Below are 13,623 nucleotides of genomic sequence, written 5' to 3'. Positions count from 1 at the left end.
CTTATTTAAAAACAACAATCTTTTAGAAAAGAGCCTTGATTTAAAATCTATTTATAAACTCAAGTTATTTGACGTTATCTAGAAGCTTTTAGACATATAGATTCATTTTGTTTTATACTTAAAGGTAGCTGACCAAAAATCGAGGAAAATTACTGAAATGAAAGAGGAAATTAAACGATGAAAAAAGTAACAATGGCGGATGTTGCTCAATTTGCAGGGGTTTCAAAAAGCACCGTTTCTCAATATATTAATAATCGTTATGAATACATGGGTGAAGAAACTAGAATTAAAATTAAAGAAGCTATTGAAAAGTTAGGATATCAGCCGAATTATATTGCCAAAAGCTTAAAACAAAAGAGGACAGCGATGATTGGCATTATTGTAGCTGATATTATCCATCGTTTTTCTACAGAAGTAAGCAGATCAATCGAAGATTTTTGCTACGATAATGATATTCATGCCATTATATGCAATGCAGATAACAACCCAGAAAAAGAAAAAAAATATATTGATATGCTTCAGGCTAAACAAGTAGATGGATTGATTATTTTTCCCACAGGACAAAATCCTGCTCTTTATAAAAAAATGGTTGATGAAAACTATCCTGTCGTTTTTATGGATAGGGATATAAAAGATTTAGATTCCTATTTTGTATTAGCAGAAAATATACAAGCAAGCTATGAGGCTATTTCCCATTTTATTCAGCATGGACATAAACATATTGCCATTGTGACACAGCCTTTAACTATTTCATCCAGACAAGAAAGGATTGAGGGATATCAAAAGGCAATGATTGAACATCATCTGTCAGTAGATCCTGACTATATCATTAGTGGCGAAATAGCAGAATTAAAGACTAAACTGCATGCGTTATTTCAGCTCAAACAACCGCCAACTGCACTGTTGGCAGGAAATGATCTAGTTTTTCTAGAAACTTTATCCTTTTTGCAAGAGAACAAACTACATATCCCTGAAGATGTATCCCTTATTGTATTTGATAATATTCCTTTCGCTCACCTATCTAATCCACCCATCACAATTATTTCTCAACCAGCCTTTGAGATGGGTGCAAAAGCAGCAGAGCTTTTATTAAGACAAATAAATAAAGAAACAACTATATGTGAGAGAGTATATTTTCCTTGCCAACTGATTATTAGAACCACCTCTATAAAAGATAAAAAATCCTAGCACCATTTAATAGACTAACTATTTTTAAACCGTCCTTTTGCATTCGTTCTTCTTTGCAAAAGGATTTTTTAACATAATGAAAAAGCACTCTTCTGCTTTCACCCATTATTTATTAATAGAAACTAGTTGAAAAAAGAAAATTCAACAAAAAGAGGTAATCACATTGAAAAACGCTTACAAAACAAGTATAATATTCTTATAAACCGATTTAGTAAATCGGTTTATTTGTTTGCAAATCAAATAGTTTCTATTGTTTGTACACATCTTTATTAGAATAGAAAACCTGGCTAGTTATTTGTTCCACTTTTTTAGAAAGGGTGCGATTTTTGATGAAAATTCAATTAGCATTAGATCGTTTAAATATTCAGGATGCCATTAAAATGGCTAAATTAGTAGAAACAGAGATTGATTGGATTGAGGTTGGAACATCCTTAATTAAGGAATTTGGCATGCAAAGTGTAAAGGAAATGAAAAAAGCTTTCCCTTATAAAACCATTTTAGCAGATACAAAAACAATGGATAATGCTAAATATGAACTAGAAATGAGTTTTCAAGCAGGAGCAGATATCGTTACCGTAATGGGAACTGCACCACTCGTCACGATTAAAACTTGTTTGGAGATTGCTAAAGAAAACAATAAAAAAATTATGATTGATTTATTAAATACATCTGAAGAGCAAATTCAAGCATTGCTACCATTTACAGAGGCTATTTTCTGTGAACATATCAGCAAAGACGAACAAGAATTAGCAGGCAAAAGCAATGTCCAAACAAAAAGCAGATTAAAAGAGCAAGCCGTTATTGAAGTCGCTGCTGCTGGTGGTATAACATTGGAAACTGTTCAAAACCTTGTTGAACAAAATCTAGATGTGGCTATTATTGGATCTGCTATCACAAAGGCAAAAAATCCACAGGAGACTGCTGAAAATTTTAAAAAGCAAATTGGGGGCATATTATCATGACTAAGTTAGCAAGTATCCAAACAGAAATACATCTCGTTCTATCTCAAGTCAAAGAAACGCTTCTAGAAGAAACTGCTGAGCTTTTAAAAAGCAAAAAAAGAATTTTTGTCATCGGTGAAGGCCGCTCTGGACTTATGGCTAAATCCTTTGCCATGAGACTAATGCATCTTGGCGCCACTGTATATGTTGTAGGAGAAACCATTACGCCATCAATTGCAGGTGATGATGTTCTTGTTGCCATTTCAGGATCAGGGAAAACAAAATCTGTTGTTTGGACCGCTGAAGCAGCAAAAAGCTTAGGTTGTTATACAATTGCTGTCACAACAGATAGCTCCTCTCCTTTAGCAAATACAGCATCATCTATTATTACTATCCCTGCTAGCACCAAGTATCGAAAAGAACATGAATTAGACTCTATTCAGCCACTTGGCTCTTTATTTGATCAATGTGCACATATCGTTTTTGATACGATTTGTTTATGTTATGCGGAACAAAACAAAGTGGAATTTGCGACCGCATTTAAAAATCACAGCAACCTAGAGTAAGCAAAAGAAAAGAGCAGGAAAACTACTCCTGCTCTTTTTAGCTATTTAACCCTAAGTTTTATATCCCCTTCTATCCAGCTAGGGAAAGAGGAAATAGTAATTGATAGTGGATCTTTATACGTATTTATCGGCTCATTAAACTCAATTCCCATTAAATCTCCGCTCCCCTCTGTCCACATAGAGGAGATATCCAACTCTTTCCCGTCACTTGCTGTACCAGATGAAAACAGTCCATAATGAAACGGTTTTTCCACATGGAGCTGCAATTCTATTTCTTTGTTTCTCATATACTTCAGTGTCAACAAATTCCCTTTTGGCTGCTTTAAAATCTTTTTCTGCTTCCAGCTGATTTTAAGCATTTCATCTTCTTTATCAATTGCCTGCAGTTTATTTAGCACTAAGTAAAGTTCCTCTGGCTCTTGGAAGTAATTGCTCTGCAAATAAATCAATTGTTCATCGCTATCCATCCCAGAAGCAGTTATTCCATTTGGTATCATCGTCCATGCTTCGCCATTTTTATCAATTAAACGCAAATCGGTATACTCCAGAATTTTTTTTGTATTTTTAGGATTTTGCTTTACATGAACAGCTACCCTAAGCGGTGAAATAGTGATATCGACAATATTTATCTCTTGTCCCTCCACCATAATTTTTTTATTTACTGGTAGTACTTTATTTTTTTGAATATTTTTCGTTAACGAGAAAGGAATGCTTATTTCTACTTTTTGATTATCTTTAATAAAACTAGCTTCTACATAAAAGTCTTTTTCAGTAAATGGTTCGTCAAAAAAGTACTCTAATGTGCTGCTGAATTTTTTCTCCCCTTCTTCTACAGGAAATCCTTCGTAGGAAGAACGGCTTGCCAGTTCTTTCTTATCAGGAAATTTTAAACTTATATCCTTTAGATCTGCACCTTTGGCATCTACTGTATAAAATACAATTAATCCTTCTTCATCACGAATTGCACCATCAACTTTCAGCGTAATGCCATTCTTTTTTTCAATAATATTTATTTTCTCATAATATTTATTTTCCACCGCCGCCAGCTGTCCCTTATCCTCTTGGACTAGTTCTATAATTTTTTCCATTCCAGGTATATTTGCGGCATAGTTGGCAAAAGCAGGAGAAATTCGAACTGCACCTAAAAATATAGTGATAAATAGGATCGCCGCTGCAGTAAAAGTCATGATTCGTTTATGCTTTGATCTTGTTTTTTCCTGTTTTCCTCTTTCCAAGCCTAATGATATTTCCCTGTCTAATTTATCAAATGGAATTGTTAGTTCATCTAGCTTTTTCTTTTCTTCTAAAAGGATTTCTTCTTCCTTATTGGACATGCCTGCTTCCTCCTTTCCCGTCTAAGTTACTCTTCAATTGTTTTAATGCCTTATTTAGCCATGTCTTTACCGTTCCTTCCGGGCAATCAAGCATAAAGGCAATTTCTTTAATTTTTAAACCATGATAATATTTTAATGTGATAATTTCTCGGGAACGTTCGTCTAAAGTCGCTATTGCTTCTTGTATTTCTATTGTTTGATAGTTATCCATTGTTGCAATTAAAGGAATTATTGCCTCATCCATAATCATTTTCTTTTTTCTTTTTAAAACATCATTGCAATAATTGATCATAATTCGTAAAAGCCATGTTTTGATATAAGCTGGTTTTTTTACTTTTTTTATGTTTTTGTATGCCCGATAGGTTACTTCCTGAACTGCTTCTAATGCTTCTCCTTCATTATGCAGATAAGCAAATGCTGTTTTATACAAATCTATTTTATAGGCATGCATAATCGTTAAAAATGCCTCTTCATCGCCAGCTATTGCTTTTCTTGCTAGTTCCTTATTCTCCAAATTTTCGCCTCCCTCCTTGTGATATCTATATATTAGACTGCTGACAAACAAAAAAGTTTTAATAAATTAATTTAGTATCATTTCCTGCATTAGAAGCTGTAAACTCTCCCTTCCATCATAAAATTTCCTATCATACCTTTGCTAAATTATGACGAGAAAGAAATTTTATAAACTATTTTTAGCTATTCCTCTTTTTATTTAAATAGTTCCTATTATTTTATTAAAATATTAATATTTCCCTCATATCTTCTTCTATGCCTACATTTTAACTTTTAACATATTATTACAATATAAAGCATCCCACTTGCAGTATTATCCTTAAATAACATAACTTAATTAAACAAAAATCTTTTAATAGTATGTCACAATTAATTGTTGACTCGAAATATGCTACTCTATATAATAACAAACATAGCTGTTTTATCCATATATTATAAAAAGAGGTGGCTTAATGGAAAAGTTAGTATATGCATTTAATGAAGGCACAAAAGAAATGAAGGAGCTATTAGGCGGAAAAGGAGCTAACTTAGCAGAGATGAGTTCATTAGGTCTTCCTGTCCCAAATGGTTTTACTATTAGTACAACTGCCTGTAAACATTATCAAGTACATAAAGAACTTTCAGAGAACCTCTTATTAGAAATTAAAAATAAACTAGAAGAATTAGAAAAGGTTTCAGGTAAAAGATTTGGTGATGAGTATAACCCACTATTGGTTTCTGTCCGTTCTGGAGCTGTGTTCTCCATGCCTGGCATGATGGATACGATATTAAACTTAGGGTTAAATGACTTCACAGTTAAAGCGTTATCACAATCTACTAATAATCCAAGATTTGCTTATGACAGTTACAGAAGATTTATTCAGATGTTTGCAGATGTGGTGATGAATATCCCTCGACATAAATTTGAAGATGTTTTAGAAACAAGAAAAAAACAAAAAGGATATACTTTTGATACCGATTTAACAACAGAAGATTTACAATACATTGTCGATCAATTTAAATATATTTATAAAACGGAAAAAGGATCAGACTTTCCAGCAAACCCACAAGACCAATTAATAATGGCAGTGGAAGCTGTATTCTCTTCATGGGATAATCCAAGAGCAAAAATCTACCGAGACCTACATAATATTTCCCATACATTAGGAACTGCGGTAAATATTCAAGAAATGGTATTTGGCAATACAGGAAATACAAGTGGAACAGGCGTCGCCTTTACAAGAAACCCTTCTACTGGAGAACCTGCTTTATTTGGCGAATTTTTGCTGAATGCCCAAGGAGAAGATGTTGTTGCGGGCATCCGAACTCCTGAACCAATTAATAGATTACAAGAAATAATGCCTCTTGTTTACGAAGAATTTGTAAAAATAGCAAACTTATTAGAAAACCATTACGGAGATATGCAAGATATTGAATTTACAGTAGAAAATGGACAGCTATTTATTTTACAAACAAGAAATGGAAAAAGAACAGCGCAAGCAGCATTACAAGTTGCCATCGATTTAGTGCATGAAAAGGTTATTGCAAAAGAGGAAGCAATAAAAAGGATTAGCACACAACAAATTGACCAGCTGCTTCATCCAACCTTTTCTAAAAAGGGGTTAGAACAAGCTATATTAATCGCAACAGGGCTTCCTGCTTCACCAGGAGCTGCTTCAGGAAAAATCTACTTTCATGCAGCAGATGTCCTCCAGGCAAAAGAACGAGGAGAAAATTGTTTATTAGTTCGTGCTGAAACATCACCAGAAGATATTGAAGGCATGATATTCAGTGAAGGAATTTTAACTTCACGAGGTGGCATGACATCTCACGCCGCAGTGGTTGCTAGAGGCATGGGAAAATGCTGTATAGCTGGCTGCAGCTCTTTATATATCGATGAGGAAAAAAGAGAACTTATTTATGGAAAAACTGTTTTGCGAGAAGGAGACTTCCTTTCATTAGATGGTTCTACTGGAAATGTCTTTTTAGGTGAAATTTCATTAGAGCAAACCACAACGGGAAGCTACTTCACGGAATTAATGAACTGGGCTGACGAGTTCAGTGTATTACAAGTGCGAGCAAATGCAGACACAAAATCAGATGTACAAACAGCTCTTAACTTTGGCGTAGCAGGAATTGGTTTATGTAGAACAGAGCATATGTTTTTTGAGGAAACGAGAATTTCAGCTGTTCGGCAAATGATCCTTTCTAGTGATGAACAAGAGCGTCAAGAACCATTAAATACACTGCTTGAAATGCAGAAGGAAGACTTCATTCAACTCTTTCAGCTAATGAAAGGAAAACCGGTAACAATTCGTTTACTTGACCCACCTTTACATGAATTTTTACCAAAAAAAGAAGAAGAAATAAAAAAACTAGCACAAGAACTTCATATTTCTCTAGCAGAAATAAAAAACCGGATTTCTTACTTGGAAGAAGTAAATCCTATGCTCGGCCACCGCGGCTGCCGTTTAGGAATTACTTTCCCTGACATCTATGAAATGCAAACACGAGCTATTACGGAAAGTGCTGTTTCTGTCTATCAACAGGGTATAGCTGTTATGCCAGAAATAATGGTTCCGTTTATCGGTTCAAAGGAAGAATATACCTTTATTAAAGAACGAATAACGAAAATAATCGACGATATTTTAATTGAAAACAATATAAGTATCCCTTATAAAATTGGAACGATGATGGAGATACCTCGTGCCTGCTTAACCGCCGATGAAATTGCAGAAGAAGCTGAATTTTTCAGCTTTGGCACAAATGATTTAACACAAATGACTTATGGTTTCTCAAGAGATGATACTGATAAATTTCTATTTGATTATAAAGCAAAAAATGTGCTAAAAAATGATCCTTTTCAAACATTGGATCAATCAGGGGTAGGAGAATTAATAAAAATAGCTAGCTATAAAGGAAGAAAAGTAAATTCAGCAATTAAGTTAGGAGTATGTGGAGAAGCTGGTGGAGATCCCGATTCTATTCGTTTCTTTCATGAGTTGGGCTTATCCTACATATCATGCTCTCCCTTTAGAGTACCTGCGGCAAAACTCGCTGCAGCACAAGTCGCATTGGAAGAAAAACAAATATCAAAAAAACAAAAGCAAAAACAAACAGTTATTTTCTAAAAAACCCAAAAGAGGAGAAAGGCTGCATTTCTATTACGCAGCCTTTCTCCTCTTTTTCTATTAATAATTGCCAATAACAAAAATAATTGCTCCTGCTATCAGTAAAGTGGAAATAAAATATCCATAATCCCGCCTTGAAACAGTCGGCTTTATATAATAAGTTCTCTCTTTTGTCCCTGTAAATCCTCTCGCCACCATTGCAATGGCCATCCGCTCTGATCTTCGAATGGCAGTCGTCAATAAAGGAACCGCATATCTGCTGAAAGCTTTCCAGCTGCCATAATTACTATATCCTCTTATTCTATGTGCTGCTTTCATCTGCGACAGTTCTTCCTGAAATAAAGGAATACAGCGAAATCCGGCCAAAAAACCATATGCCCATTTTGGGGACAAGTGAAATTGATGAATAAGACTCATCATTAATTTATTTAAATCCGTTGTCGAGGTAAACAATAAACCAATTGTAACAAAACCAAGCATTCTTAAAGATAAGTTAAAACCATTTTTTATACTCTCTTCTGTTACTCGAAACCAAGCCCAATGGAATAAGACATTTTCACCTTTTCCAAAGGCAGCCATCATCCAAAAAACAAGTACAAAAAAGAATGTATATGGCAGCAATACTTTCAGCAAATAAGGCAAGCGCCATCCTCCAATAGTAATTCCAATGATAATGACAAAGATCCATAAATAAAAAGTAGTGAACGGATCATCTAATGACATAAGCATAATCATTAGAAGAACATGTGTGGCCAGTTTAACAGCAGGATTAATGGCTGATAGATAAGACTGATTGCTCGTTAGCATATCTATCCTCCTGTTCTTCTATCAACTGATAATGAAGAGGCGGTATCATGCCACCCCTTTTATTGCGAAAGAAAAAATAAGGATGACCATTATAAGCTATTTGTTTATCCTCAAATAAAATAACTCGGTCAGCATATTGATCTACTATATCCATATCATGGGTTACCATTACAATAGTCGTGCCTTCTTGCTGTCTCCTTTTTAACAGACGAAGCAATTGATTTGCTGATTTTTCATCTTGACCAAATGTAGGCTCATCCAATAATAATATATCCTGATCTAATAAAAGCATGGTAGCCACACTTAAGCGTCTTTTTTGTCCGAAGCTTAGCATAAATGGATGAAGATTAATATATTCCGCCAATCCAAATTCTTTTAGCAGCATAGTTGTTTTAGCAGCGATATCTTCTTCTTTCCAATCATGCTGCCTTGCTGAAAAGGCTACTTCTTCAAATACAGTATCATTAATAAACTGAAGCTCTGGATTTTGAAATACAAAACCTAGCATTCTATAAAGATCTTTATCTTTCCATCTACTTACACTTTTCCCCTTGATCAGAATATCTCCACTTTTAAGTTTTATTAGATTTGCCAAAGCTTTTAGGAAAGTGCTTTTTCCGCTGCCGTTTTTCCCAACAATCGCTACCCATTCTCCTCTGAGTATACTGCCATTGATATTATTTAAAATGGCAGTTTTCTTATAAGCTAATGTTGCATTTTCTTTGACTATAATAGATTCTATTTCAGCCTTCTTACATCCAGCCCGCAATTTCCTGCTTTCATATCGATGCATAAGTTCCTTATTTAATGTATGCAAAGGATTTTGTACAACCTCTTCCCATTTGAAAGGATATACCTTTGGCCGCCAAATTCCCGCTTCTTCCATTTCTTCCTTGTGAGATAAAAGAATTTCTGCTGGAATGCCCTCTGCAATAATATGGCTATTTTTGTCCAAAAGAATCAGTCGATCCATCCATTCTATACATCCATCTAAAACATGCTCCACAAAAATCATGGTTTGTTTTGTGCGCTTTGATGTTTCATACAATAATTCAAATATTTCTTTTCTACTTGCCGGATCTATTTGCGCTGTCGGTTCATCAAAAAATAAAACCTCTGGTTCAAGCGCCAATAAACACGCTAAAGCAAGCCTTTGCTTCATGCCACCTGATAATTCTTGAATTGGAGTAGCTGGGTCAATAGAAAGTCCAACCATTTTTAGAGCCTTGGAAATTTCTTCATCCATTTTTTCTCTAGGAATTTTTCTATTCTCCAAACTAAAGGCAATTTCTTCATTGACATGTTTCATGCAAAATTGTGCATCAGGATCTTGGAACATGACCCCTACCTGTTTTTTCCTTGTTACTTCTCCACTTACTTCCGCCTCAATATGCTCTGGGATAATTCCTGCTAAAACAGATAATAATGTAGATTTGCCACATCCGCTTGGCCCGAGAATTAATACCTTTTCTCCCTCTTGAACAGATACACTAATATTATCTAAAACTTTCTTTTTTTGATTAAAAAAACGAACAGATAAATTTTTACTGCCTAACAACAAAGTCATTTTGACCATCCTTCGTTCGTGTGCTGGTTCTAATAGCATATTGATCCAAAGCCCCTGTTTTTGCAATCATATCCACAATTAATTTCCCTAATAAACCACCGAGGAGCATTCCGCTAATGATATTAATGACCAATGTAGTTACAAGTGTTGTTGTTGTATAATAAGCAAATCCATTTGCAACAATGCTGTAAATAATATTAAAAATTCCAGCTATAGCACCAGAAAGCATTAAAACAGGAAGGTTATATTTTTTATAGCGAAACAGCGCAAAGGCAATTTCTGCTCCAATTCCTTGAAATACTCCCACTAATAATGCTGATAATCCAAAATGGCTTCCTGTTAGAAGCTCCACTGCTGCTGCTGCAACTTCTGCAATAAAAGCAGCACCTGGCTTTTGAATAATATAGGCAACAATGGGGCTTGCAATAACCCATATTCCAAACATAAATCCAGCTCCAACAGGTCCTACTAATGCAGAAATAGGAATCCATAAAGTGGACCATCCTAGATAAAGAACCCCGCAAGCAACAGATAGAACAACCAGCAACACTACTTCTTTTATTTTCCAGTTCATGCTTTTATATTCTCCCTTGCTACAGGCCACTCTTCTACTGTATAGGCCATATCCCAAAATTTATATTCCAGCTGACAACTTAAAAGAAAGTATTCTTTTAGTTTATTCTTTTGCTTCTCACTTAAATTTTGTGCAAGTTCATCTAATCGTGCACAAAACTTATCGGTAACAGAATCCATACGCGCTCCATAAAATTGAATCCAGTCGTAAAAAGGATGTGTAATATCTGGATTTACTTCCTCAAGCAGTTTTTTGCCGATCTCTAAGTATGTCCATGGACAAGGCAATAATACAGCTAAAATATCTGGGATTCCTCCTGAATAAGCAACTGTAAGCATATGGCGAATATAATGATGCGAAGATGGCGATAGGGAATATCCCTGCAAGTCTTCATAAGCAACACCTGCTACTTGGCAAAAATTATTATGTGGATGAACTTCACTATTTAAAATAAAAGATATTTGTTCATTAAATATTTGCATATCCTCTCTATTATCACACTTGGAAATCGCTATTCCATAAATTTGAATAAAGGAATTTAAATATTCAAAATCCTGCTTTACATAATGAATAAGCTGTTCTTTTTTTAAATCTCCTTTTGCAATTCCTTGAACAAATGGATGTTCAAAAATAGCCTGAAAAATACTGTCTGCTTCTTGACGCAATTCTTGTGAAAATTTCAATGTTTTTCCTCCTTTTATTTAGGGAAAAGGAGTGACAATGATAAGAGTTTTTATGGATAATTAATGGATGATAATTATTTGCCCATAAAAAAGCCACTCCAAAAATGGAGTGGCTATAATTACAGTGAAAAGAATATAAAAAATTACATTCATCCAGTTATGCCGACTCCACTTTCCTACGCTAGTATGAACTAGATCAGGTTCAAAGGGTCCAAGATAATTCTTGTCTCAGCCTAAATTGGCTCCCCTAGTGGATTCCCTATTAATTTACTTATACTTTACAAAACAGAGGATATATTTGTCAACTAAATATTCAAATTAGTTCAAAAAATAAATCCCTAGCAATTAAATACTAAACTTTTAACAAATAAAATCTTCTAAGGATACAAAGCATTTAATTCCCTAGAATGCACTTAAACAGACATTCTATTGTATATTTTCTTATACATTATGCAAAAACTAAACTTGAATTTGACATTTACAGCTTAATCTAGAGGGATTGTTACAAACATGTGAACAATAACATATCAAGAAAACGCTTTATTTGTCCGTTTCACAAAATAGACATAATATTTGTGATGTTATTCACAATGTTAGTATTATAATAACGGTATAGAAAGCAATAATGATCTTTCAAAGGAGATGGACGACATGACAGTTTGGAATCAAATATATGATCCTTTAAATAATTTATGGATCTCAGCACTTGTAGCAGCAATACCTATTATATTTTTTATTTTGATGTTAACAGTTTTAAAATTAAAAGGTTATATAGCTGGCATTTACAGTATTATTGTAGCAGCCCTTGTTGCTATACTAGTTTATAAAATGCCCGCAATATTAGTAGTAATGGCCGCAATATACGGCGCATTAGCTGGTATTTGGCCAGTCGCATCTATTGTATTTGCCGCTATATTCTTATATAAAATAACCGTTAAAACAGGAAAGTTTGCTGTCATTGAAAACAGCATCTCTTTTATTACTTCCGATCAGCGTCTGCAAGTTCTTATTGTCGCATTTTCATTTGGTGCATTTTTAGAAGGAGCAGCAGGGTTTGGAGCACCAGTTGCTATAACAGCAGCCATTTTAGTAGGTCTTGGTTTTAGTCCCATCTATGCTGCAAGTTTATGCTTAATTGCAAATATTGCAGGTGGCGCATATGGCGCAATGGGTATACCTGTGACTGTCCCAGCCCTTCTTACAGGTTTAGATGGACTTGTTGTTGGTAGATACACAGCTCTTATTATTCCATTTATAAGTATTTTCGTTGCATTCTTATTAGTATTTATTATCGACGGCTTTAAAGGTATCAAACAAACATTCCCAGCTATTTTAGTTAGCGGATTATCATTTGCTATTACACAAGCACTTGTTCTTTATTTCATCGGTGCAGAATTGGCTAATATTTTCGCAGCCATCATTAGTTTAGTTACTCTTGCTCTATTCTTGCAAAAATGGCAGCCAAAAGAAATTTATCGTGTTAACCACGAAATGACAGAAACAAACACAAACAAATACTCTCTTGGTCAAATTGCCTTTGCGTGGATGCCATTTATCTTTTTAACAATTTGTGTAACGATTTTTAACTTATCATTCTTTAAAAATCTTTTTATTCCAGGTGGACCATTGGAAAAACTAGTGTTCCAGCTTCCAATTCCATTTTTGAATAATAACGTTATGAAGCTTTCGCCAATTGTCCCGGAAGCAACACCATATGCGGCTGTATTTAAATTAGATTTATTCTCATCTACTACTACAGCAATTGTTATTACTATTATTGTTGCAAGTATCATTTTCAAAACCGGCGGCAGACTATTGGCTGAAACAGCAAAAGAGACATTCCATGAATTATTGACACCAGTATTAACTATTTGTAGCGTACTTGCATTTGCCTATATTTGTACTTATTCTGGCATGTCTTCAACACTTGGTTTAGCATTTGCTTCTACGGGTGGCATCTTCCCGCTATTTTCGCCAATCTTAGGCTGGTTAGGGGTTTTCTTAACAGGTTCTGTTGTAAACAGCGGTTCACTATTTGCTCCACTGCAATCTGTTACAGCTACTCAAATTGGTATAGCACCTGAAACGATGGTTGCAGTCAATGTAATGGGAGGCACTATGGCAAAGATGATTTCTCCACAATCTATCGCCGTAGCGGCAGCGGCCGTTGGTTTGGCAGGCAAAGAAAGTCAATTATTTAGCATAACAATTAAATATAGTTTGGCATTACTTGTAGTTATTGGATTAGTAAGCATATTAATATTCTAAAAAATAATTTCAGCATAATAAAAGGAGCGAAATGAAATGAAAAAACAAAGTATTAACCGTGTAGTATTAATT

At 34.6% G+C, this 13,623-nt stretch carries 11 protein-coding genes and 1 riboswitch; of the genes, 5 read left to right on the top strand and 6 right to left on the bottom strand.

All coding sequences use genetic code 11. The annotated features are described in order from the left end of the window. Positions 1-177 precede the first annotated feature (177 nt). From CWS01_RS16490 to hxlB, 3 genes are all read left to right on the top strand, one after another. Positions 178-1,188 carry a LacI family DNA-binding transcriptional regulator gene (locus CWS01_RS16490; protein ID WP_101178271.1) on the top strand — a complete coding sequence of 337 codons (1,011 nt, stop codon included), beginning with the start codon at positions 178-180 and terminating at the stop codon, positions 1,186-1,188. Between the two features lie 329 nt (positions 1,189-1,517). Next, the gene (hxlA, locus tag CWS01_RS16485) at positions 1,518-2,150 is read left to right on the top strand and encodes a 3-hexulose-6-phosphate synthase (RefSeq protein ID WP_101178270.1); all 633 of its coding nucleotides are present in this window, start codon (positions 1,518-1,520) and stop codon (positions 2,148-2,150) included. Continuing rightward, on the top strand, positions 2,147-2,695 hold the full coding sequence (gene hxlB, locus CWS01_RS16480) for a 6-phospho-3-hexuloisomerase (protein ID WP_101178269.1): 549 nt from the start codon (positions 2,147-2,149) through the stop codon (positions 2,693-2,695). Before hxlA ends, hxlB begins: the two co-directional genes overlap by 4 nt. Before the next feature lie 41 nt (positions 2,696-2,736). Here the strand turns inward: hxlB and CWS01_RS16475 are convergent, their stop codons facing one another. Further along, complete coding sequence (locus tag CWS01_RS16475) at positions 2,737-4,029, bottom strand: DUF4179 domain-containing protein (RefSeq protein ID WP_101178268.1); 1,293 nt, start codon at positions 4,027-4,029, stop codon at positions 2,737-2,739. After that, positions 4,019-4,543: a sigma-70 family RNA polymerase sigma factor gene (locus CWS01_RS16470; RefSeq protein WP_235852096.1), complete on the bottom strand. Its 525-nt coding sequence runs from the start codon at positions 4,541-4,543 to the stop codon at positions 4,019-4,021. The genes CWS01_RS16475 and CWS01_RS16470 overlap by 11 nt, the downstream gene beginning before the upstream one ends. Before the next feature lie 451 nt (positions 4,544-4,994). Between CWS01_RS16470 and ppdK the strand changes: the two genes are divergently transcribed. After that, positions 4,995-7,652: a pyruvate, phosphate dikinase gene (gene ppdK, locus CWS01_RS16465; RefSeq protein WP_101178267.1), complete on the top strand. Its 2,658-nt coding sequence runs from the start codon at positions 4,995-4,997 to the stop codon at positions 7,650-7,652. A 60-nt stretch (positions 7,653-7,712) separates the two neighbouring features. Here the strand turns inward: ppdK and CWS01_RS16460 are convergent, their stop codons facing one another. The 4 genes from CWS01_RS16460 to tenA are packed head-to-tail and all read right to left on the bottom strand — an operon-like array spanning position 7,713 to position 11,283. Then, complete coding sequence (locus CWS01_RS16460) at positions 7,713-8,459, bottom strand: energy-coupling factor transporter transmembrane component T family protein (RefSeq protein WP_101178266.1); 747 nt, start codon at positions 8,457-8,459, stop codon at positions 7,713-7,715. Continuing rightward, complete coding sequence (locus CWS01_RS16455) at positions 8,422-10,026, bottom strand: ABC transporter ATP-binding protein (protein ID WP_101178265.1); 1,605 nt, start codon at positions 10,024-10,026, stop codon at positions 8,422-8,424. The genes CWS01_RS16460 and CWS01_RS16455 overlap by 38 nt, the downstream gene beginning before the upstream one ends. Then, positions 10,004-10,600 carry an ECF transporter S component gene (locus CWS01_RS16450; protein WP_101178264.1) on the bottom strand — a complete coding sequence of 199 codons (597 nt, stop codon included), beginning with the start codon at positions 10,598-10,600 and terminating at the stop codon, positions 10,004-10,006. Before CWS01_RS16450 ends, CWS01_RS16455 begins: the two co-directional genes overlap by 23 nt. Continuing rightward, on the bottom strand, positions 10,597-11,283 hold the full coding sequence (tenA, locus tag CWS01_RS16445) for a thiaminase II (protein ID WP_101178263.1): 687 nt from the start codon (positions 11,281-11,283) through the stop codon (positions 10,597-10,599). The genes CWS01_RS16450 and tenA overlap by 4 nt, the downstream gene beginning before the upstream one ends. Before the next feature lie 156 nt (positions 11,284-11,439). Beyond that, positions 11,440-11,542, bottom strand: a riboswitch (TPP riboswitch). 392 nt (positions 11,543-11,934) lie between these two features. On the opposite strand from tenA, the gene CWS01_RS16440 reads away from it, so the two are divergent. Then, a complete protein-coding gene (locus CWS01_RS16440) occupies positions 11,935-13,551 on the top strand; it encodes a lactate permease LctP family transporter (RefSeq protein WP_101178262.1) in 1,617 nt (538 codons plus the stop codon). The last annotated feature ends 72 nt before the right edge of the window (positions 13,552-13,623 follow it).

It is taken from the genome of Niallia nealsonii (assembly GCF_002835805.1).
GTDB lineage: Bacteria > Bacillota > Bacilli > Bacillales > Cytobacillaceae > Niallia > Niallia nealsonii.
The sequence above is the reverse complement of the archived record's forward strand: the minus strand, read 5'-3'. Positions and strand labels throughout refer to the sequence as shown.